Source organism: Enterobacter cloacae complex sp. SHL021, from assembly GCF_049237765.1.
In the GTDB taxonomy this organism is placed as follows: Bacteria; Pseudomonadota; Gammaproteobacteria; order Enterobacterales; family Enterobacteriaceae; genus Enterobacter; species Enterobacter cloacae.
The window spans coordinates 1-22508 of record NZ_JBMKJG010000039.1 but is presented as its reverse complement, the minus strand read 5'-3'; the positions used below and the strand labels follow the sequence as shown (position 1 = coordinate 22508).

Sequence of the window (22508 nt, the reverse complement as noted above, 5' to 3'; positions counted from 1 at the left end):
GATGAGGTCTCTTCTGATTTGTTAGCGCAACCAGTAGATCACACTTCATCGTGCTTTTCATTTTTCTGGGGAACCCTCAGCCCACAGGGAGAGGGAGAAGGGCACGGATCGTAGGCCGGGTAAGCGCAGCGCCACCCGGCGGGGGGTTAGAAGCGCGTATCGATCGCAGACGCCAGCTTATCCAGCAGCAGTTCGCTGTCTTCCCAGCTCAGGCACGGGTCGGTGATCGACTGGCCGTAAACCAGCGGCTGACCCGACACGATTTTCTGCGTGCCTTCGCGGATAAAGCTTTCGGCCATAATGCCCGCAATGGCGCTTGAACCGCTGCGGATCTGCTGGCAGATCTCATCGCAGACATCCAGCTGGCGACGGTGCTGTTTCTGACAGTTACCGTGGCTGAAGTCCACCACCAGATGTTCCGGCAGATCGAACTCGGCCAGCGTTTCACAGGCCGCGGCAATATCCCCGGCGTGATAGTTCGGTTTCTTGCCGCCGCGCATAATAATATGCCCGTACGGGTTACCGCTGGTCTGGTAGATGGTCATCTGGCCGCTCTTATCCGGCGAGAGGAACATGTGGCTGGCACGCGCAGCGCGGATCGCATCGACCGCAATCCGGGTGTTGCCATCGGTTCCGTTTTTAAACCCGACCGGGCAGGAGAGGGCAGAGGCCATTTCACGGTGGATCTGGCTCTCGGTGGTCCGCGCGCCAATCGCGCCCCAGCTGATCAGATCGGCGATAAACTGGCCGGTCACCATATCGAGAAACTCGGTGGCCGTGGGAACGCCCAGCTCGTTCACCTGCAAAAGCAGCTTACGTGCCAGCTCAATCCCATGGTTAACGCGATAGCTGCCGTTGAGATCGGGGTCTGAAATTAATCCTTTCCAGCCCACCACGGTACGGGGTTTTTCAAAGTAGGTCCGCATCACGATCTCAAGGCGATGCTGGTGTTGTTCCCGCAGCCCCTGTAGCCGTTTTGCATAATCCATCGCCGCGTCCAGGTCATGGATCGAGCAGGGGCCAATTACCACCAGAAGACGTTTGTCTTCACCATTAAGAATTTTTTCAATGCGTCGGCGCGAGGCCGTAACATGTTCCGCAACGCCTGCGGAAAGTGGATGCCGCTGTGCCAGTTCAGCCGGTGTAACCAGGCTGTCAATGCGCGCTGTGCGGAGTTCGTCGGTTTTATTCATGGAATGTCTCAGAAATTTTTTGCTTCATCGGCAGACTACCGGGAAGTGATGGGCATCACCTTAAACCAATCCCTGCTGATTTCAAGTTCGGGGCGGCTCCGCCCCGAGGATGTGGTGGATGATACCTGAATCTGAGCTAATGTACTAGCATATTAGTACATGCGGCGATTAAGACCCATGATGTCGAGAATTTTGGTGGCGATCTCTTCGACCGAATAGTTGGTGCTGTTCAGCCAAGGGATCTGGTTTTTGCGGTACAGTGCTTCCACTTCGGAGACCTCCATTCGACACTGGCGCATGGAGGCGTAGCGGCTGTTCTCGCGGCGCTCTTCGCGGATGGCGGCAAGGCGCTCCGGGTTAATGGTCAGCCCGAACAGCTTGTGCTGCAGCGGCTTCAGGGCGGCAGGCAGCACCAGATTGTCCATATCATCGGCAATGAACGGGTAGTTGGCGGCACGAATACCAAACTGCATCGCCAGGTAGAGGCTGGTCGGGGTTTTGCCGCAGCGCGAGACGCCCAGCAAAATGACCTGCGCCTGGTCGAGGTTTCGCAGCGAGATGCCGTCGTCATGCGCCAGGGTGTAGTCAATGGCGGCGATACGCGCATCGTATTTGGTCAGGTTGCCAGGGTTCAGCCCGTGGGTTCGGTGTGCGATGGGGGTCGGGTCGAGCTTCAGCTCGCTCTGCAGCGGGGCCACCAGCGCCTGCACGATATCCTGACAAAAGCCTTCGCTTTGCAGAATGATGTTGCGAATTTCCGGGATCACGATGGAGTAGAACACCAGCGGGCGTACGCCCGTCTGCTGGTAAATGGCATCAATCTGGTCCTTGACCGCCCGCGCGCGGCTCTCATTTTCCACAAACGGCAGCGTGATGCTGTTAATCGAAACGGGGAACTGTGACATCACCGCATGCCCCAGCACCTCGGCGGTAATCGCCGTACCATCAGAAATATAAAAAACGTGGCGATCGACAGCATTATCCATTTTATCCACCCTGAATATCGGACCTAATTGTCTGAAAGCATAAATTAAAAAAGTTAATTGCACAGCAAAGAAGTTATCTGAATTTAAAATGAAATGGTGTTTTTGATTTTCCTGAAAAGTGGATTTCATTTTTCAAATAGCGACGTCATTTTTGTGGTTTTTGGCTGAATATATAGGAATCATCGGCTTATCCGGTGGAGGGAAAGTATCCGAAAAGTTGAAAATTTAAATTGCTTACACGATTCACCGTTTTTTTAGCGTAAATAAATATGCCAGTATAAATACGTAGTCAGGTGTTTCTTACTCCGATCAAATATCATAAAAGGATTGTTTCGATGTCCAACAATGGCTCGTCACCGCTGGTGCTTTGGTATAACCAACTCGGCATGAATGATGTAGACAGAGTTGGGGGCAAAAATGCCTCCCTGGGTGAAATGATTACAAATCTGTCCGGTATGGGTGTCTCCGTACCAAACGGGTTTGCCACGACCGCCGATGCGTTTAACCTGTTTTTAGACCAGAGCGGTGTAAACCAGCGCATTTACGACCTGCTGGATAAAACGGATATTGATGACGTTACCGAGCTTGCTAAAGCCGGGGCGCAGATCCGCCAGTGGATTATCGACACACCTTTCCAGCCGGAACTGGAAAAAGCCATTCACGATGCGTACAACCAGCTCTCCGCTGATGATGCGCAGGCCTCTTTCGCCGTGCGCTCCTCTGCAACCGCAGAAGACATGCCGGATGCCTCGTTCGCCGGACAACAGGAAACTTTCCTGAACGTTCAGGGATATGATGCGGTACTGGTGGCGGTGAAACACGTGTTCGCCTCCCTGTTTAACGATCGCGCTATCTCCTATCGCGTGCATCAGGGCTATGACCATCGCGGCGTCGCGCTCTCTGCGGGCGTACAGCGTATGGTGCGTTCCGACGTGGGCTCTTCCGGCGTGATGTTCTCCATTGATACCGAGTCCGGCTTCGACCAGGTGGTATTCATCACCTCCGCGTGGGGTCTGGGTGAGATGGTGGTGCAGGGGGCCGTGAACCCTGACGAATTCTACGTCCACAAACCGACGCTTGCCGCTAACCGTCCGGCGGTAGTTCGCCGCACCATGGGCTCGAAAAAAATCCGCATGATCTATGCCCCGACCCAGGAGCATGGCAAGCAGGTGAAGATTGAAGATGTACCGCAGGAGCTGCGCGACCGCTTCTCCCTGACCGACGCCGAAGTGCAGGAGCTGGCGAAGCAGGCGGTGCAGATTGAAAAACACTACGGCCGTCCGATGGACATCGAATGGGCCAAAGACGGTCACACCGGCAAGCTGTTCATCGTCCAGGCGCGCCCGGAAACGGTTCGCTCCCGCGGCCAGGTGATGGAGCGTTATACCCTCCACGCGCAGGGCAAAATCGTGGCGGAAGGTCGCGCGATTGGTCACCGCATTGGTGCCGGTCCGGTGAAAGTGATCCACGATATCAGCGAGATGAACCGCATTGAACCGGGCGACGTGCTGGTAACCGACATGACCGACCCGGACTGGGAACCGATCATGAAGAAAGCCGCGGCTATCGTCACCAACCGTGGCGGGCGTACCTGTCACGCGGCGATCATCGCCCGCGAGCTGGGGATCCCGGCGGTTGTCGGCTGCGGTGACGCAACCGAACGCATGAAGGACGGACAGAACGTGACCGTCTCCTGTGCCGAAGGGGATACCGGCTACGTGTATGCCGACATCCTCGACTTCAGCGTGAAAAGCTCCAGCGTCGATACCATGCCGGACCTGCCGCTGAAGATCATGATGAACGTCGGTAACCCGGACCGCGCGTTTGACTTCGCCTGCCTGCCGAACGAAGGCGTGGGCCTGGCGCGTCTGGAATTTATCATCAACCGTATGATTGGTGTTCACCCGCGCGCGCTGCTGGAGTTTGACGACCAGGACGCAAAGCTGCAGAACGAAATTCGCGAGATGATGAAAGGCTACGACTCGCCGAAAGAGTTCTACGTTGGCCGTCTGACCGAAGGGATCGCGACGCTCGGGGCGGCGTTTTATCCGAAGCGCGTGATCGTGCGTCTGTCGGACTTTAAGTCTAACGAATACGCCAACCTGGTGGGCGGCGAGCGTTACGAGCCGGAAGAAGAGAACCCGATGCTGGGCTTCCGTGGGGCCGGACGTTATGTCTCCGACAGCTTCCGCGACTGCTTCGCGCTGGAGTGTGAAGCAGTAAAACGCGTGCGCAACGACATGGGGCTGACTAACGTTGAGATCATGATCCCGTTCGTACGTACCGTGGACCAGGCGAAAGCGGTGGTGGACGAGCTGGCGCGTCAGGGGCTGAAGCGCGGCGAAAATGGGCTGAAGATCATCATGATGTGTGAGATCCCGTCCAACGCCCTGCTGGCAGAGCAGTTCCTGGAGCACTTCGACGGCTTCTCTATCGGTTCGAACGACATGACGCAGCTGACGCTGGGTCTGGACCGTGACTCCGGCGTGGTCTCTGAGCTGTTCGACGAACGCAACGAGGCGGTGAAAGCCCTGCTGTCGATGTCCATCCGTGCGGCGAAGAAACAGGGTAAATACGTCGGGATTTGTGGCCAGGGCCCTTCTGACCATGAAGACTTCGCGGCCTGGCTGATGGAAGAGGGGATCGACAGTCTTTCCCTCAACCCGGACACCGTGGTGCAAACCTGGCTGAGCCTGGCTGAACTGAACAAGTAACGTCTTCCGTATCTGAAAAGGCGAGGGAAATAATCCTCGCCTTTTTTATTTCCGCTTATATTTGCTCCCCATCACAAATAAAGTAAAAAACCAAATATCATAATTTGTCTGTTAATTTAGACAATTGTTAGCACACAAAGGGTTGCTAATACTTGAGCCTTACCGCGCAAATCAACAGGATTTTGCGCAACTGGTTGAAATACGTTTTAACCTGATAAAAAGGCAAATAACAAATGACAATCTCCTCTGTACTGCGTACCAAAGATAAAATAGGTTATGGCTTAGGTGATATGGCCAGTGCGCTGGTCTGGCAAACAGCGACGTTATTTCTTGCTTATTTCTATACAGACGTTTTCGGTTTACCCGCGGCCATTATGGGCACCATGTTTTTAGTGGTGCGCGTGGTCGATGCCTTTATTGATCCCTGTATCGGCGCGCTGGTGGATCGCACCCAAACGCGTCACGGTCGTTTCCGTCCATGGCTGCTGTGGTTTGCCATTCCGTTTGGCGTGAGCTGCCTCATTACGTTCTACGTTCCCGACGTCGGGCCCACGGCGAAAATCGTCTATGCCTGTGTGACCTACGGGATTTTAAGCCTCATCTATTCCGCCATTAACGTCCCTTACTGCGCCATGCCGGGCGCGCTGACGCTGGATCCGCGCGAGCGCCATTCGCTGCAGTCGTGGCGCTTTGGCCTGTCGTTTATCGGCGGGTTGATTGTGACGGTTATCGCTTTGCCGTTGGTTTCGCATCTTGGACAGGGCAACGTACAGAAAGGCTATTTCTATGCCATGAGCCTGATGGGATTACTGGGGATTATTTTATTCTTCTGCTGCTTCCTGATGACCCGCGAGCGCTATTCTCCGCGGAATGATACTTCTGGCTCCATGCTCACCGATTTAAAACTGCTGGCCGGGAACAGCCAGTGGCGAATTGTGTTCCTGTTTAATATTTTGCTGTTAACGGCGGTCGTGACGCGCGGCTCTGCCACGATGTATTACGTGAATTATGTGCTGTTGCGTCCGGAACTGGTGTTTGCCTTTATCGTCTCCGGGATGGTGGCCTCCTTAAGTGGCGCATTATTATCCGAACGGCTGCTGGGGAAATTTGACCGCGTACGTGCCTATCAGTGGACCATTATTTCCTTCGTGATTTTTGGGGCGCTGATCTTCTTCCTGCCGCCTTCACAGGTCTGGCTGATTTTCGGCCTCAATATTGTCTTTAGCTTCATCCAGAACCTGACCACGCCGCTGCAGTGGACCATGTTCTCCGATGTGGTCGACTATGAAGAGCACCGCAGCGGTCGCCGGCTCGATGGTCTGGTCTTCTCCACCGCGCTGTTCGCCATCAAATTTGGTCTGGCGTTGGGTGGGGCAGTGGTGGGTTGGGTGCTCGGGATGGTGGATTACGCGCCAGGCCAGGCAACCCAGACGCCGCACGTACTCACGACCATTAACGCACTGTTTACCCTCATTCCGTGCGTGCTGTTCCTCTGCATGGTCGCGCTGCTTGCCATCTACAAACTCAACAGTCGGCTGGTGGATTCCATCGCCCGCGAACTGGCCAGCAAGCGCGACGTGCGGCCAGAAGCAGGGCAACTCAGCCCGGCTGCCCCTTCCGCCCTACAGGAGTAAAACATGACTGCAATCTATAAGGACGCGGGACGTCCCGTGCACGAGCGCGTCGCCGACTTGCTGGCACGCATGACCCCGGAAGAGAAGTTCGCCCAGATGCACGCGTACTGGCTGATCCTCGATGAAAACGGCAACCACCGTGAACGCAGCGACTTGAGTGATGAATTCGCGGGGGTGAGTGAACAGGCCTCGCTCAGCGAACGGCTTAAGCTGGGCGTCGGGCAGATTACCCGTCCGCTGGGTACCCATATCGTTGATGCGCAAACCGGCGTGCGCGCCGCCAACCGTCTGCAGCGCATGATGATGGAAGAGACGCGGCTCGGCATTCCGGCACTGTTCCATGAGGAGTGTCTGGTGGGGTTGTTGTGCAAAGCGGCCACGCTGTTCCCGTCATCGCTCAACTACGGTTCAACCTGGGATCCGGCGCTGGTGCAGCGGGCAGCCGAGCAGATAGGCAAAGAGGCGCGGTCCGTGGGCTGCCAGCAGGGGCTGGCCCCGGTGCTGGATGTCTCCCGCGATGTGCGCTGGGGGCGCACGGAAGAGACCTTTGGCGAAGATCCCTGGCTGGTGGGCGTGATGGCCACGGCCTACGTTAAAGGGCTGCAGGGCGATAAACGCGATCTGCTGGCCACGCTTAAGCACTATGTGGGCCACTCGTTCAGCGAGGGAGCGCGCAACCATGCCCCGGTTCATCTGGGCTTTAGCGAACTGAATGATACCTTCCTGCTGCCATTTGAAATGGCGGTGAAGCTGGCCAATGCCGGGTCGGTGATGCCTGCCTACCACGATATCGACAATCAGCCGGGGCACAGTGACCACTTCCTGCTGACCACCGTCCTGCGCGAACAGTGGGGCTTTGACGGGATCGTTGTGGCGGACTATGGCGGCGTCAGCCTGCTGCATCAGCATCACGGGGTCTCGCATGATGCGACCGAATCCGCCGCGCTGGCCTTTAACGCCGGGCTTGATGTTGAGCTGCCGAAAGATGACTGCGCCCGCCATCTGGCCGAGGCCGTTGAGCGTGGTCTGATCTCCATGGCGAAAGTGGACGAGATTGTAGGACGCGTGCTGACCGAAAAATTCCGTCTCGGCCTGTTTGAAAACCCGTATGCCGATGAAAGCGGTATTGATTTGCAAAATGAGACCACCCGGCAGGTTGCACGTGAGGTGGCGACCCGCTCGCTGACGCTGCTGGAGAATAACGGCATTTTGCCTCTCGGCGGCAAACCCCGCGTGGCGGTGGTGGGACCCACGGCGGACGATCCGCTGGCGTTGCTCAGCGGCTATAGCTTCCCGGTGCATTTGATTATCAGTGATATGGTTGACGAAACGTCGCAGGTGACGACCCCGCGCGCGGCGCTGGAGCACTATCTGGGCGCGTCGAACGTGCGTTATGCCAAAGGGTGTCACATCATCGAAAAACGAATGGCGGGCGCGCCGGTCTTCCCGGGTGACAGCGGGGGCAAACCGATGCAGCAGTCGCCGGTGTCGCAAAGTACCGCGCTGATCCCCGAAGCCGTGAACGCCGCGCAGGAGAGCGACGTGGTGGTGGCCTGCGTCGGCGACCTCGCCGGTTTGTTCCAGAGCGGCACGGTAGGGGAAGGATCCGATACCGATTCCCTGCACCTGCCTGGCGTTCAGCAACAGCTGCTGGAAGCCCTGGTCGCCACGGGTAAACCGGTGATTGTCGTGATGACCGGCGGGCGACCGTACAATCTTCAGGGGCTGGAAGATAAGGTCGCGGCGCTGATGATGGCCTGGGCACCTGGGCAGGAAGGGGGCTGGGCAATTGCCGATGTGTTAACCGGCCGCGCGGAGCCGCAGGGACGTCTGGTGGTGAGCGTGCCGAAAAGTGCGGGCGCCATGCCGTACTACTACAACCACAAGCTGAAAAGCGGCGGCACGCCATTCGCGTTCCACTTTGGCTCCCGCTATCCCTTTGGTTTCGGCCTTGGCTGGACGCAATTTAACTGGGGCGCAGCACGCCTCGCGCAAAACAGCGTACCGGTGGACGGAGAGGTTGTGTTGAGTATTGACGTCACCAACCGCGGTGAACGCAGCGGCAGCGAGGTGGTGCAGGTGTACGTCCGGGATAAGGTTGCCACGCAGGTGCGGCCGCTTCAGGAGCTGAAAGCGTTCCAGCGTGTGGCGCTCGCGCCGGGCGAAACGGCCACGCTCACCTTTACGCTGCCCGTGGAGATGTTCAACTTTACCCGTCGGGACGGCAAACGCATTGTTGAGCCGGGCGAGTTTGAGCTACAGGTGGGAGCATCGTCGGCGGATATTCGCGACGTGGTGACGGTCAATGTGACGGGAGAGACGCGGGTGCTGCCTGCTGAATGGCGCATGCTAAGCACCTGTCAGGTTCAACACGCGTAGTCAGGATAAAAAAAAGCCCATCGTGGGAGATGGGCAAAGACTACACACAGCAATTCGTTGTTTCACTCAGGGGATTTCCATGCTTATAAATCAAGGTGTTGATTTATAACCGTGAGCTAATAGTAGGCATGCCAACCTTGAGCGTCGATCAGATTCGTCTCAATAGTTAAAGAGAAGTAAAGATTTCTTGAGGTGAATAGCGGACTTAGAGCAAAAAAGGCGGGTCGGACCAGTGCGCAACGAATAAATAGTTTAGCAATGTTTAAGTATTGCCGGGGAGAATGTAGGCCGGGTAAGCGTCAACGCCACCCGGCAATCCCTTTTACTGCGTATTCTTCTCTTCCAGCTCTTCAAGTTCGCTCAAAATCACATCCGGGTCGGTGCCCGGCGGCGGCACTTCGTGTACCCAGGCGGAGAAGAGACGCCAGGTGACGGCAAGCAGCACCGGTCCAATAAACAGACCGATCATCCCAAAGGCGATTAACCCGCCAATGACGCCGGAGAGGATCAGGATCAGCGGCAGGTCCGCGCCCATGCGGATGAGGATGGGACGAATCACGTTATCCATGGTGCCGACCACGCAGCTCCAGACCAGCAGAACGGTTCCCCACGTGGTATCCCCCGTCCAGTAAAGCCAGATGATGCTGGGGACCAGCACCAGCAACGGCCCCAGCTGAGCAAGACAGGTCATCAGCATCACCACCGTAAAGACGGTAGCGTACGGCACGCCAGAAATGGCCAGGCCAATACCGCCCAGCACCGCCTGCACCAGCGCCGTGACGACCACCCCAAGCGCAACCGCCCGTACGGCCTGCGCCGCCAGCAGAACCGCGGCATCGCCGCGTTTACCGGCCAGTCGGGTAGCGAAATGGCGTACGCCCAACGCTACCTGTTCACCGCGCCAGTAGAGCAGGGCGCTGAAGACCAGCATCAGCGCACAGTGCATCATAAAGCGACCAATATGTGCCGCCTGACCCACAAACCAGGTGGTGGTGGTGCCAATGTACGGACGCACTTTCGCCATCAACGCGCTGCCGCCCATCTCCAGCAGGCTGTGCCAGCCGCTGTAAAGTTTGGCGCCTACCACCGGAATGCTGTTCAGCCAGGCGAGATCCGGCAGCGTCAAATCACCGCTGGTGACGGCGCGAATAACCGGGCCACTGGAATCGACAAGGCTGTTCACCAGCAGCGCAATCGGAATAATAAACAGCAGGAACAGCAGCAGCGTCATGACCAGTACCGCCAGACCGCGGCGGCCAAACAGCAGTTTCTGCAAACGTAACAGCACCGGCCAGGTCGCCACGACCACCGTTGCGGCCCAGGCGAAGCCAAGTATGAAAGGTTGAACAATCCACAGACACGCAATAATCATGAGGGCCAGAAACAGCACCGACAGCAAAATTTGCGCAACATCCCTGGGCTGGCGAAGATTGACCATAAATGAAACTTTCCTTAATAAACACCAGCGAGGCTGGCGGGAACGGATAACCGCGTCACTCTAATCATTAATGATATCAGCGATTTTTGACAGGCGGATTTTGCCCGTAATTCAGCGAAGCACATAAGAAAAAAATGTGATAAAACTTTCCAGACACAACGCAAACGATTTCACACTACTCTAATTAGGGTCGACAGTCATGATCCCACAGATTTCTCAAGCACCTGGCGTCGTTCAGCTGGTGCTTAATTTTTTGCAGGCACTGGAGCAACAGGGTTTTACAGGTGATACCGCCACGAACTATGCCGACAGGCTGACGATGGCGACCGATAACAGTATTTACCAGCTTCTTCCCGATGCAGTCGTCTTTCCACGTTCAACGGCCGATGTGGCGCTGATTGCCCGGCTGGCGACACAAGAGCGTTTTAGCGCTCTGGTGTTCACCCCGCGCGGCGGCGGCACCGGAACAAATGGCCAGGCCCTGAACCAGGGCATCATCATTGATATGTCGCGCTATATGAACCGCATCATCGAGATCAATCCTGAAGAGGGATGGGTTCGCGTTGAAGCGGGCGTGATTAAGGATCAGCTCAACCAGTATCTGAAGCCCTACGGCTACTTTTTTGCGCCCGAGCTTTCTACCAGCAACCGGGCAACCATCGGCGGGATGATCAACACCGATGCCTCCGGGCAGGGTTCGCTGGTCTACGGAAAAACCTCCGATCACGTTCTGGGCGTACGGGCGGTGCTGCTGGGCGGCGATATCCTGGATACCCAGCCTGTGCCGGTCGAGCTGGCGGAAACGCTGGGTAAAGAGAACACCGCAAGCGGGCGCATCTATCGCACCGTGCTGGAACGCTGTCGCGATAACCGCCAGCTGATCCTCGACAAATTCCCCAAACTGAACCGTTTCCTCACCGGTTACGACCTGCGTCATGTCTTTAACGACGAACTGACCCAGTTTGATTTGACCCGCGTGCTGACCGGCTCCGAAGGAACGCTGGCGTTTATTACCGAGGCACGGCTGGATATCACCCGGCTGCCCAAAGTGCGCCGCCTGGTGAACGTCAAATATGACTCCTTTGATTCCGCGCTGCGTAATGCCCCGTTTATGGTGGAGGCGCAGGCGCTGTCGGTGGAAACCGTTGACTCGAAGGTGCTTAATCTGGCGCGGGAAGATATCGTCTGGCACTCGGTGCGGGAGCTGATTAACGATGTGCCGGACAAAGAGATGCTCGGGCTTAACATCGTTGAATTTGCCGGAGACGATGCAGAACTTATCGATAGCCAGGTGACCACGCTCTGTCAGCGGCTTGATGAACTGATCGCCCACGGCGAAGGTGGGGTCATTGGCTGGCAGCTCTGTAACGACCTGGCCGGCATTGAGCGTATCTACGCGATGCGTAAAAAAGCGGTGGGGCTGCTCGGCAATGCCAAAGGTGCCGCGAAGCCGATTCCGTTTGCCGAAGATACCTGCGTTCCTCCTGAGCATCTGGCGGATTATATCGTTGAATTTCGTGCGCTGCTGGACAGCCACGGCCTGAGCTATGGCATGTTCGGCCACGTTGATGCCGGAGTGCTGCATGTGCGTCCGGCCCTGGACATGTGCGATCCGCAGCAGGAGATCCTGATGAAACAGATCTCCGATGAGGTGGTGGCCTTAACGGCGAAATATGGTGGCCTGCTGTGGGGGGAACACGGAAAAGGATTCCGCGCCGAGTACAGCCCGGCGTTCTTCGGTGAACAGCTCTTCGGCGAGCTGCGCAAGGTCAAAGCGGCGTTCGATCCCAATAACCGTCTCAATCCGGGGAAAATTTGCCCGCCGGAAGGGGTGGACGCGCCCATGCTGCAGGTGGATGCCGTCAAGCGCGGCACGTACGACAGACAAATCCCCATTGCCGTGCGCGCGTCCTGGCGCGGGGCGCTTGAGTGTAACGGCAACGGTCTGTGCTTTAACTTCGACGTGAAAAGCCCGATGTGCCCGTCGATGAAAATCACCAGCAACCGCATTCATTCGCCAAAAGGGCGTGCGACGCTGGTACGCGAATGGCTGCGTTTGCTGGCCGATCGCGGTATCGACCCGCTCAAGCTGGAGCAGGAGTTGCCGGAAAAACGGGCCAGCCTGCGTTCCCTGATTGAGCGCACCCGCAACAGCTGGCATGCGAATAAGGGCGAGTATGATTTCTCCCATGAGGTGAAAGAGGCCATGTCCGGCTGCCTGGCCTGTAAAGCCTGTTCGACCCAGTGCCCGATTAAGATAGACGTACCGGAGTTCCGCTCGCGCTTCCTGCAGCTCTACCACACGCGCTATCTGCGCCCGATGCGCGACCATCTGGTGGCAACGGTGGAGAGCTATGCCCCGCTGATGGCCCGGGCGCCAAAGACGTTCAACTTCTTTATCAATCAGCCGCTGGTGCGCAAGCTTTCCGAAAAACATATCGGGATGGTGGATCTGCCGTTGCTCTCGGTGCCGTCGCTGCAGCGTCAGCTGGTGGGGCACCGCTCGGCAAACATGACCCTGGAGCAGCTTGAGGCGTTAAGCCCTGAGCAAAAAGCGAAGGTGGTGCTGGTGGTGCAGGATCCGTTTACCAGCTATTACGACGCGCAGGTGGTGGCCGATTTTGTCCGTCTGGCGGAAAAACTGGGGTATCAGCCGGTGGTTCTGCCGTTCTCACCTAACGGTAAGGCGCAACACATTAAAGGCTTCCTCAACCGCTTCGCGAAAACGGCGCAAAAAACGTCTGATTTCCTTAACCGGGTCGCCGGGCTGGGCATGCCGATGGTGGGTGTCGATCCGGCGCTGGTGCTCTGCTATCGCGATGAATATAAGCAGACGCTGGGTGATAAACGCGGGGCGTTCCACGTTATGCTGGTGCACGAGTGGCTGCCGGCGGCCCTCGAGCAGACCAGCGCCATGGAGGTCAGCGGTGAGCCGTGGTACCTGTTTGGCCACTGTACCGAAGTCACCGCGCTGCCGGGCGCACCTGCGCAATGGGCCTCTATTTTTGCCCGCTTTGGCGCGAAGCTTGAGAGCGTCAGCGTCGGTTGCTGCGGCATGGCAGGCACTTACGGGCATGAAGTGAAGAATCACGCCAACTCGCTCGGTATCTACGAGTTGTCATGGCATCAGGCGATGCAGCGCTTGCCGCGAAACCGCTGCCTGGCAACGGGCTACTCCTGTCGTAGCCAGGTGAAACGTGTTGAAGGTAACGGGGTACGCCATCCGTTACAGGCTTTACTGGAGATTATCGGATGATCTGGAAACGTGCCGTCACGCTACAGGCGTTAAACGCCATGGGCGAGGGGAATATGGTCGGGTTGCTGGATATTCAGTTTATCCGCATCGGCGAAGACGATCTGGAGGCCACCATGCCTGTCGATCATCGTACGCACCAGCCGTTTGGTTTACTGCACGGCGGTGCGTCCGTGGTGCTGGCCGAAACCCTTGGGTCGGTGGCGGGGTATCTCTGCACCGAAGGGGAGCAGAAGGTCGTCGGGCTTGAGGTGAACGCCAACCATATTCGCTCGGTGCGCAGCGGGCGCGTGCGCGGTATCTGCCGCGCGCTGCATGCCGGTAGCCGTCATCAGGTGTGGCAGATTGATATTCTCGATGAGCAGGATCGGCTGTGCTGCTCATCCAGGCTGACCACGGCGGTGGTGTAAATTTCCTGATGTTTTTGCATTTGGTCAAAATCTCGCCAGGGTGTTGTGATATACTGGTCAGGATTTGTACACAAGTGAGGACATCATGGATACTGAAATAACCCCAACGCAACTGGCAATTGAATATTTACGTCGCGATAACAGCAACCTGTCTCCGGCGCAGTACCTGAAAAAGCTGAAACAGCTTGAACTGGAGTTTACAGATTTGCTGGCGCTCTCTTCGAATGAACTGAAAGAAGAGATCTATTTTGCCTGGCGCTTGGGCGTTCACGTCCATTGAGAGAGTGAAAAGGCCGCGAGCGCGGCCTTTTTTGTGTCTGCAATTCAGTACCGGGCGGGAAGTTTATTGATTTTAATCAGCCTGCCATCTTCCATTTCAATAAAGCCCCCTGTTTTGAGATCGGCCAGGATACGCATCACGCCGCTGCGGGAAAGCTGGGTTTTATCGCGAATGTAGCGTTCTGCGGTTATCTCCCGGCGATAAGATTCATCTTCATTCATTAATAACATCAGCTGCTGGCGGATCATCTCATAGGCCGTCGGGGCACCCTTTGGCATGACGGTGTTATAGAGCCGGTTGTACATAAACATCAGGTGGTTTGATATCAACCCCCACAGCGCCTTCTCCTGGATAATGACGTGGAGTTGCTCTGCGGTCAGCGTTCCAATCTTGCAGGTGGTCACCGTTTTCAGGTAGTCGTCAAAAAAGATGTCATTAATATTGGCCACACCAAATAACGCCGGGCTTTTCGCGGTCGACAGCATCAGATTGTCGCTGCGTCGGTAAATGGCAACGGTCCCTTCCAGAATCAAATAACTCATTCCCCGGCCATTAACCACCAGATCCAGCTGCTCCCCGCGATCGAGATGACGGACAGAAGAATAAGGTTGTAAGTGCGTAATCAGCGCTTGCGCATAGGGAGAACCACGATGGGGTTTTTCTGTGGAGGACATAACCTGAACCTGAAAGAATCATCTTTCTGATTATAGCGTTACTCCTTATTACCGACATCACCTGAATCAGTATTTCCGCGGCAGATGGTGGACATCAAGCAGCACGCCGCGCTCCATCGTAATGTACTTCCCGGTGCGCAGTTCGGCTAGGATCCGCATTATCCCGCTACGCGAAAGCCAGGTGCGACTTTGTATATAGGCGGCCGCCGTGGTGTTCAGCCGTATTGCTTCGGGCTCCTGCATCAATTCAACCAGCTGAAAACGGATGATGTCATAGGCCGACATCTGCGAGATCCGCGAGCAGTGCTCATAGACCCGGGAGGCGGTATAGATCAGCAGATGCGAAAACGGCTCCCACAAATTGTGTTGCGCAATCACGCCGTTAAAACGCTCCAGCGAAACGCCGGCGAGTTCGGAGGTCTCCAGCGCCCTGACATACAGGTGCTCTGAGGAGAACTGGCTACTCACGCCAAGAATAAACGGCGCGGATTCAGAATTTAAGACGATGCCATCTCCCCGACGGTGCAACGCCACGCTGCCCTGGAGCAATAAAAAACACTGACGCACGTCGTTTGCATAATAGTGGAGCACTTCCCCCCGGGACAGTATGCGCCTCTCTGCCAACGGAAAAAGATGATCAATTAATTTCTCGATGTGCTTATAGGGTTTAGCCGTAAGCACGGTGGCTTTTTCATTATCGAGACTGGGAGCCATTCGGGTGTTCATTAGATACCTCACTCACGGACGCGATCATTATTTGATCGATATAGAGAATTATCTTAAAAAACAGCGAGTCGTGGAATATTTGAGACGGGTCCAAAAATAGACCGCAGTAAATTACGAACCTAATTATATGAATTCTAAGGGCGTAAATTAGGGGTCTAAAAGTAGACTGAAAATAGAAAAGCTTAAGAAATTTCAAAACTGAAATGTATTTATTTTGTTAAAGAGAAGTCTACAGCTAGACCTCAAAATAGATTGTGTGCCGAAAAAGAGTTGTATAAATTTCGGTCATCGGCTGATGAAGCCCGAATTATGTAATCTGGATTTCAGTAATAAATAAAGTGATACAGGATATGATGATGAAAAATAAAATGATGATAACCCTGCTGGCAGTGGGTTCCGCCCTGACAGCAACCCACGCTTTCGCCGCAGCAGGTACCGTTAATTTTAACGGAAATATTCTGGATTCCGCCTGTGACGTTGATGTGGCTTCGCAGAACCAGGTGGTGGTATTAGGTGATTATTATAAGACCGAGTTTCCGACCACCGGGGCCAGAACCGCAGCCACGCAATTTAATATCGTGTTGAAAAATTGCCCGGTGACGGTGACCAACGCGAAGGTTCGCTTTGATGGTACGCCAGATGCCACCAATTCCAGCCTGCTGGCGATTGATTCGTCCGCGGCGGGAGCGGCGACCGGAGTGGCAATCAACCTGATGAGTGCGGATAAGGCGGATCTGCCGCTTCACGGCAGCAACAGCTATAGCTATGTGCTGAGCAGCACCGCGGATAATACCCTGAGTTTCTACGCTCAGTATATTTCCACCGCAGCGACTGTCACCGCCGGTCCGGCGAATTCTGTCGCTAACTTCTCCGTGGTTTACAACTAATCGTTTGCAGCAATGTGCAGGGGGCCATCCCGGCCCCTTTGTGGTATGAGGTTTACAATGCGTTTTATCAACACAACCGGACTGGCCGTAGCGCTGTCAGCACTGACGCTGAGCACAGCGCAGGCCGGAGTGATTATTGGCGGCACCCGTATCATTTTCGATGGGACAAAAAAAGAGGCGTCAATAAGCATTAATAATCCTGACGCGACGCCTTATTTAATTCAGTCATGGATAGATGTGCCGGAAGGTAATTCAGGTAAAGCGCCTTTTATTATTACCCCACCGTTATACCGACTGGATGGCGGGCAAAAAAACGTCGAGCGAATTGTGATGGCGGGTGCACTGCCTCAGCAGCAGGAAAGTTTATTTTGGCTGAATATTAAAGCGATCCCTTCGGCATCAAAACAGACAAACGCCCTGCAAATAGCTGTGAAAACGCGCATCAAACTGATCTACCGGCCAGAAAGTTTGCGGGCGTCTACGCCAGAAGAACAGGCTAATAAATTAACCTGGCAACGAGCCGGGAATGAAATTCAGGTCAACAACCCCACGCAATATGTCGTCAATTTTAATGAAATTACGCTGGGGGGGAAAAAGCTGGACGATGTGACCTACGTGTTACCCGGCGCCTCAGCCCGGTTTGTATTACCCAATGAGGCAAGGGGAAATTTACTCACGTTTAAAATTATCAACGACTATGGCAGTCCCGGCGTATTACATCAAGCCAGTTTGTGATCCTTTCACAAACGGCAACGCCTGCATTAACCCGGTAATTCGCAATGACGGTAAATAACACAATGATACCCGCACGCCTGGCGATGTTTATCGCCTTAGCGTTTGGCGGATCCTCAACATCGCTCTACGCCAGTGTTGCCTTTAACACCGAATTAATTGAGCTGGATAATCCAGGCATGGATAAAGCCGATTTGTCGGCCTTTGAATCAGGCTCGCAGGCACCGGGGATCTACCATGTCGATATTATTGTCGACGACGCGTTTCTGGAGACGGGGGATATTCAGTTTACCGCGAGCAAAGCCGACAACGGCGATGCGTCATTGCAGCCTTGTCTGAGTCTTGCGCAATTAAAACGCTGGGGGGTGAAAACGGCATTATTTCCTGCGCTCAGTGCAGGACACGGTGAATGCGTCAATCTTCAGGCGATTCCCCAGGCCAGTGCCGATTTCCAGTTTGGTGCCCAGCGTCTGGTGTTGAGTATTCCGCAGGCCGCCATCGATCTGCAGGCAAGAGGCTATGTGCCGCCGGAGATGTGGGATGAGGGGATAACGGCAGCCATGCTCAATTACAGCCTCAGCGGCGCGAACAGCCGGGCGAAAGCGGGTGAGGGGGCCAGCAGCAACAGCCAGTATGCGAACCTGCGTCCGGGGATAAATATTGGCCCGTGGCGTCTACGCAACTACACCACCTGGTCACGGGATGGCGCGGGGAAAGCTCGATGGGACACGGTCTACAGCTATCTGCAACGTGCCGTTATTCCCCTGAAAGCGCAGCTTACCCTTGGGGACAGTTCTGCCCCGGCGGATGTCTTTGACAGCGTGCCTTTTCGCGGGGTTCAGCTGGCATCGGATGATGACATGTTACCGGATTCCCTGAAAGGCTATGCCCCAGTGGTCCGCGGGATCGCGCGCACCAATGCTCAGGTGGTGATTCGCCAGAATGGTTATCAGATCTACCAAAGCTACGTGGCGCCGGGCGCGTTTGAAATTACCGATATGTATCCCACCGGCGGCGCGGGCGATTTAGACGTGACCATCAAAGAGGCCGATGGCAGCGAGCAGCATTTCACGCTGCCGTATGCCTCGGTACCGGTATTGCAGCGCGAAGGGCGACTGAAATATGCCCTCACCGGTGGACAGTATCGCGCCTACAACAGCAGCGTGGAGAAAACCCCGTTCGGGCAGATCGCCGCGATTTATGGGCTTCAGAAGGGCATCACGATCTATGGCGGGGGGCAGGGTGCCAGCAAATATCAGTCGCTTGCGGTCGGAGCCGGTAAAAACATGGGGGACTTCGGCGCGCTTTCTGTCGATGTCACCCAGGCCTGGTCAACGCCGGCCAATACTGCAAAAACGCAGGGGCAGTCCTGGCGAGCGCGTTACAGCAAGAACGTCATTAATACCGGCACCAACTTTTCGATTGCGGGGTACCGTTATTCAACGCGCGGCTATTACGGACTCCAGGACGTGCTGGACTCCTGGGGGAACAGCGGCGCACTTCAGGACAGACGGCGTAACCGCCTGGAGCTCACCATGAGCCAGACGCTGGGCGGTGACCGGGGCGCGCTGACGCTCAGCGCCGCGCGGGAAGATTACTGGAACGCTGACAGACCCATGGCGTCTTGGAGTGTCGGCTACAACAATGACTGGCACAACATCAGCTATGGCGTGAGCTGGACATACAGCAAAAATGGCAGCCCGTCGTCCGGCAGTGGAAGTACAAAGACCTACGCTAACGACCAGCTTCTGGCGCTGACCGTTAGCGTACCGCTGGATAAATTTCTGCCGCAGACGTGGGCTAACTATGGCCTGAACGCCAGCAAGAACAGTGGCACGACGCACAGTATCGGCATGAACGGGGTGGCTCTCGACAATAGCGCCCTGAGCTGGAATATCCAGCAGGGTTACGGTACGGATGGCGTGGGCTATACCGGTACGCTCAACGGCGACTATAAAGGCACGTACGGGGAAGTTACGGCGGGTTATGGGCACGACAAACATAGCGAGCGCCTTAGCTATGGTTTGCAGGGGGGGATCCTCGCCCATGCTGACGGCGTGACGCTGTCTCAGCCGCTGGGGGAAACCAACGCGTTAATCAAAGCCCCGGGCGCGCACGGCGTGAATATTCGTAATCAGTCCGGCGTGCTAACGGATTTCCGGGGCTATACGGTGGTGAATAACCTCTCCGTATACCGCAAAAACGATCTCACTCTCGATCCGGAAAATATGCCTGACGATGTGGAGCTGGAGATCAACACCCGCACGGTCACGCCTACGCGCGGCGCGGTGGTAAAAGCCGATTATTTGTCCAAAGTCGGACGCCGGGTGCTGATGACGTTGACGACGCCTGAGCAGTTCATGCCGTTTGGCGCGGTTGTTACCCTGGCGGATGATGACAAGAGCAGCTTTATCGTGGGCGATCGCGGCCAGGTCTATTTAACCGGCCTGCGCGACCAGGGCACGGTCCTGGCAACATGGGGACATCAACCTCACCAGCAGTGTCGGGCAGATTTTAGCCTGCCGAAGGGAGCGCAATACGGCGGCATCACGGACATCAGCGTCTCGTGTCGCCAGGAGCATTAAGATGAAACGGATCAACATGTTATTACTGCTGTGCTGTCTTTGTGCATGGCATATCGCCCGGGCCGGGACCTGCACCACCATTACGCCTCAGCTTTCTACGCTGTCGGTGGGCACAATTAATGTTCAGCGCGATGCGCCTGTCGGCACGGTGATTTTTTCCGGCGCGGCGAGCAATACCGGCACCTACCTTAGCGGGTGTACCAATCCGCTTATGCTGGGTTTTAGCATGCGATACAACAATGCCGCGCTGAGCAGCTACGGCAATCATGTTTACAACACCAACGTTAGCGGGATTGGCATTCGGCTTTCATCAAATGCCTATTTTGAGAACCCGAGCAATACGTTCTCGTATAGTGCGCAGACCTCGTATGTGGTCTGGTACGGGGGCTGGGTCGAGTTGGTGGTGACTGGCCCGGTATCGTCCGGCGCCTTAACGCCAGGCCCCATAGGGGCGGTGACGCTGCAGGGCAGCGATGGTATTTACCGTGACGGGTTAACCGTGCAGCTGACCGGCGGCACAATCAACGCACTGGCCTGCACCATCACCACGCCGCAGCTGACGTTCCCGATTGGTGATATTTCAGCCGCAGCATTTGGCTCAGTGGTGGGGACCACGCCAGCAGTTGCGCAGAATACGCAAAACCTCGGATTGAACTGCAGTGCCGGCACCAATATTTCGGTTTCCCTGAGCGGAATACAGAACCCGGACAGTGCGAATACCAGCGTAATGGCATTAACAGGGCAGGGAAACAGCGGCACCGCAAAAGGCGTTGGCGTGCAGCTTCTCTATAATGGTTCGCCGCTGACGTTAAACAGCCGTCTTTTATTAAAACAGTCTGCAGGCGGGCAGGAGACGCTCCCGTTAACGGCACGCTATTACCAGACATTAACATCCGTTGAGTCCGGCTCGGCAAACGCTTCCGCAACCCTTAATTTGACCTACCAGTAACAGGTGAAATAATGAAATTACCCTTCAGGAGAGGGATGCTCCTCCTTGCATTCAGCTGGAACGTCATTGCAGCTGATAGCGTTAATCTGGGCGTGACGGGAAATATCATCGCCTCGCCCTGCGTATTTAATGGCGGGAGCGCAAACCTGGATATTAATCTTGGAAATATACAGGCGACTAATATGGCGACGCCGGGATCGACATCCGATCCGGTGCCGTTTAATTTGCAATTTGCCCAGTGCCCGGCGGGGACCCGCAGCGTCACGGTCTCGTTCACCGGCACCCCCGATCCGGCGGCCGGTGCGGACTACTACATGAACAGCGGCTCGGCGACAAACGTGGCGATAGCCATGCGTGAGGCCGCAACGGGAACGCTGAAGGGGACCGGGTCCAGCATAACGCAAAATATTGCGCCGGACAGAACGGCGACCATGGCCATGCTGGCTTCGGTAAAATCTGTAACCGGTGGCGCGACGCCGGGGAGTGTCAGCGCAGTTGTTGTGATGACCATGCAATACAATTAACAATCCCGCGCGTTAATAACGCTTATTGACTGACCCACATCGGTATTTGCTATGTTGAATATTCTGATTCAAGAGACAGACCAATTTTTTCACCATGGGCTGCAGTGTTTCTTTGTGGAATTCTTTTTGCGTAATTTTAAGCAGCAGATTCATTTCGAGGCGGAGCTTAGCCGTGATAACGTCAGTGCCGCCGATATTATCGTTCTCTCGTTTTGTATGGGGGAGGCGCTGGTCTGTTTTCCCGAATTACAGGCGCGCCAGAAAGGGATTGTGATCGGATTGGTAGAAGATGAATATCATTTTTCTGCCTTACCCTCCTGCTTTAACGATATTATTTTTATTTCGCGTCGTGCTTCGCTTGATCGGATAAGCCAGGTGCTGTTCATCGCCTGGTACCGCGCAGAGCTGGCGGGGAACAGCTGGAAGCAAAAAAGCTGCGCAGAGTGTCAGCATAAAATATTATCACCCCAGCAAAAACGCATTATGGCCAATTTTTACCGGGGATTATCGGTAGTGCAGATCGCGCATGCGCTGAAGATCAGCGATAAAACCGTTTTTACACAAAAGTATGTAATGATGCAGAAATTTAATCTGCGAACCGATTTTGAACTGATTGCCCTTATTCGCCGAATGGTGCAAAGGAACAGTTACCCAAACCGGCTCGGTGACTATCTCGCATTCTCTTTGATACTGTAAATTACCTGAATTTGTGCTCCGTTATGCGCCTTTAGCATAGCGCGTGCGTCATGGTATTTTTTATGCTTTATATAATGACGCCTTCGCTATGCAAATTCACAAAACCATCAAGCCGATTTTTGTCTGTAAATTTAAGTGTGTTGGGCCAGAATGCTTAATGTCATGTTGTCGTGGCTGGACAATCGCTATCGACAAGAAAACCCATCAGAAATACGTTCTCTCCCCGCACACAGAGATTGCCGCCATTGCCAAAAAGAACCTTATCCTGCAGAGAAAGGGTAAGAACAGCTACTCCAGAGTGAAGTTAAACGAAAAAGGGGACTGTCCTTTTATCGATGAAAACAAGCTCTGCACTGATGAATCCCCTAATGATTTTGGTAAAAATCATTAAGTTAAGGTGGATACACATCTTGTCATATGATCAAATGGTTTCGCGAAAAATCAATAA

At 55.2% G+C, this 22508-nt stretch carries 18 protein-coding genes and 1 other RNA gene; 13 read left to right on the top strand and 6 right to left on the bottom strand.

Annotated features, from left to right (window positions below; all coding sequences use genetic code 11):
- Nucleotides 1-146: 146 nt before the first annotated feature.
- Both aroH and ppsR read right to left on the bottom strand, forming a co-directional pair.
- On the bottom strand, nt 147-1193 hold the full coding sequence (gene aroH, locus ACOTZF_RS24475) for a 3-deoxy-7-phosphoheptulonate synthase AroH (RefSeq protein ID WP_062857242.1): 1047 nt from the start codon (nt 1191-1193) through the stop codon (nt 147-149).
- A gap of 152 nt (nt 1194-1345) precedes the next feature.
- The gene (gene ppsR, locus ACOTZF_RS24470) at nt 1346-2179 is read right to left on the bottom strand and encodes a posphoenolpyruvate synthetase regulatory kinase/phosphorylase PpsR (RefSeq protein ID WP_023620693.1); all 834 of its coding nucleotides are present in this window, start codon (nt 2177-2179) and stop codon (nt 1346-1348) included.
- Between the two features lie 335 nt (nt 2180-2514).
- On the opposite strand from ppsR, the gene ppsA reads away from it, so the two are divergent.
- The 3 genes from ppsA to ACOTZF_RS24455 all read left to right on the top strand — a co-directional run bounded on the left by ppsA (nt 2515) and on the right by ACOTZF_RS24455 (nt 8906).
- Entirely contained in the window at nt 2515-4893 is a 2379-nt protein-coding gene (gene ppsA, locus ACOTZF_RS24465) for a phosphoenolpyruvate synthase (protein ID WP_013096979.1), read from the top strand.
- A gap of 233 nt (nt 4894-5126) precedes the next feature.
- A complete protein-coding gene (locus ACOTZF_RS24460) occupies nt 5127-6527 on the top strand; it encodes an MFS transporter (RefSeq protein ID WP_013096978.1) in 1401 nt (466 codons plus the stop codon).
- Between the two features lie 3 nt (nt 6528-6530).
- On the top strand, nt 6531-8906 hold the full coding sequence (locus ACOTZF_RS24455; protein ID WP_129317792.1) for a glycoside hydrolase family 3 N-terminal domain-containing protein: 2376 nt from the start codon (nt 6531-6533) through the stop codon (nt 8904-8906).
- 5 nt (nt 8907-8911) lie between these two features.
- Here ACOTZF_RS24455 and rprA read toward each other — a convergent pair.
- An RNA gene (rprA, locus tag ACOTZF_RS24450) (antisense sRNA RprA) lies at nt 8912-9019 on the bottom strand.
- A 209-nt stretch (nt 9020-9228) separates the two neighbouring features.
- The gene (ydiK, locus tag ACOTZF_RS24445) at nt 9229-10344 is read right to left on the bottom strand and encodes an AI-2E family transporter YdiK (RefSeq protein WP_013096976.1); all 1116 of its coding nucleotides are present in this window, start codon (nt 10342-10344) and stop codon (nt 9229-9231) included.
- A gap of 199 nt (nt 10345-10543) precedes the next feature.
- Here ydiK and ydiJ point away from each other — a divergent pair, with 199 nt between their 5' ends.
- The 3 genes from ydiJ to ACOTZF_RS24430 all read left to right on the top strand — a co-directional run bounded on the left by ydiJ (nt 10544) and on the right by ACOTZF_RS24430 (nt 14287).
- The gene (gene ydiJ, locus ACOTZF_RS24440; protein ID WP_129317791.1) at nt 10544-13600 is read left to right on the top strand and encodes a D-2-hydroxyglutarate dehydrogenase YdiJ; all 3057 of its coding nucleotides are present in this window, start codon (nt 10544-10546) and stop codon (nt 13598-13600) included.
- The gene (gene menI, locus ACOTZF_RS24435) at nt 13597-14007 is read left to right on the top strand and encodes a 1,4-dihydroxy-2-naphthoyl-CoA hydrolase (protein ID WP_023620692.1); all 411 of its coding nucleotides are present in this window, start codon (nt 13597-13599) and stop codon (nt 14005-14007) included. Before ydiJ ends, menI begins: the two co-directional genes overlap by 4 nt.
- Before the next feature lie 85 nt (nt 14008-14092).
- Nucleotides 14093-14287 carry a YdiH family protein gene (locus ACOTZF_RS24430; protein ID WP_013096972.1) on the top strand — a complete coding sequence of 65 codons (195 nt, stop codon included), beginning with the start codon at nt 14093-14095 and terminating at the stop codon, nt 14285-14287.
- A gap of 44 nt (nt 14288-14331) precedes the next feature.
- On the opposite strand, the gene ACOTZF_RS24425 is transcribed toward ACOTZF_RS24430, so the two are convergent.
- Nucleotides 14332-14961 carry a helix-turn-helix domain-containing protein gene (locus tag ACOTZF_RS24425; RefSeq protein WP_062857237.1) on the bottom strand — a complete coding sequence of 210 codons (630 nt, stop codon included), beginning with the start codon at nt 14959-14961 and terminating at the stop codon, nt 14332-14334.
- A gap of 66 nt (nt 14962-15027) precedes the next feature.
- Nucleotides 15028-15687: a helix-turn-helix domain-containing protein gene (locus tag ACOTZF_RS24420; RefSeq protein WP_129251585.1), complete on the bottom strand. Its 660-nt coding sequence runs from the start codon at nt 15685-15687 to the stop codon at nt 15028-15030.
- A gap of 356 nt (nt 15688-16043) precedes the next feature.
- Between ACOTZF_RS24420 and ACOTZF_RS24415 the strand changes: the two genes are divergently transcribed.
- The 7 genes from ACOTZF_RS24415 to fliB are packed head-to-tail and all read left to right on the top strand — an operon-like array spanning nt 16044 to nt 22451.
- A complete protein-coding gene (locus ACOTZF_RS24415) occupies nt 16044-16574 on the top strand; it encodes a fimbrial protein (protein WP_029882031.1) in 531 nt (176 codons plus the stop codon).
- A 57-nt stretch (nt 16575-16631) separates the two neighbouring features.
- The gene (locus ACOTZF_RS24410) at nt 16632-17309 is read left to right on the top strand and encodes a fimbrial biogenesis chaperone (protein ID WP_129317790.1); all 678 of its coding nucleotides are present in this window, start codon (nt 16632-16634) and stop codon (nt 17307-17309) included.
- A gap of 44 nt (nt 17310-17353) precedes the next feature.
- Nucleotides 17354-19891, top strand: a complete 2538-nt coding sequence (locus ACOTZF_RS24405) for a fimbria/pilus outer membrane usher protein (RefSeq protein ID WP_129251587.1) — start codon at nt 17354-17356, stop codon at nt 19889-19891.
- Between the two features lies 1 nt (nt 19892).
- On the top strand, nt 19893-20840 hold the full coding sequence (locus tag ACOTZF_RS24400) for a fimbrial protein (protein ID WP_038980308.1): 948 nt from the start codon (nt 19893-19895) through the stop codon (nt 20838-20840).
- 35 nt (nt 20841-20875) lie between these two features.
- Nucleotides 20876-21364 carry a fimbrial protein gene (locus tag ACOTZF_RS24395; RefSeq protein WP_073971479.1) on the top strand — a complete coding sequence of 163 codons (489 nt, stop codon included), beginning with the start codon at nt 20876-20878 and terminating at the stop codon, nt 21362-21364.
- A 51-nt stretch (nt 21365-21415) separates the two neighbouring features.
- The gene (locus ACOTZF_RS24390; protein ID WP_013096964.1) at nt 21416-22060 is read left to right on the top strand and encodes a helix-turn-helix transcriptional regulator; all 645 of its coding nucleotides are present in this window, start codon (nt 21416-21418) and stop codon (nt 22058-22060) included.
- 43 nt (nt 22061-22103) lie between these two features.
- Entirely contained in the window at nt 22104-22451 is a 348-nt protein-coding gene (gene fliB / locus ACOTZF_RS24385) for a flagellin lysine-N-methylase (RefSeq protein WP_421636209.1), read from the top strand.
- Nucleotides 22452-22508 lie beyond the last annotated feature (57 nt).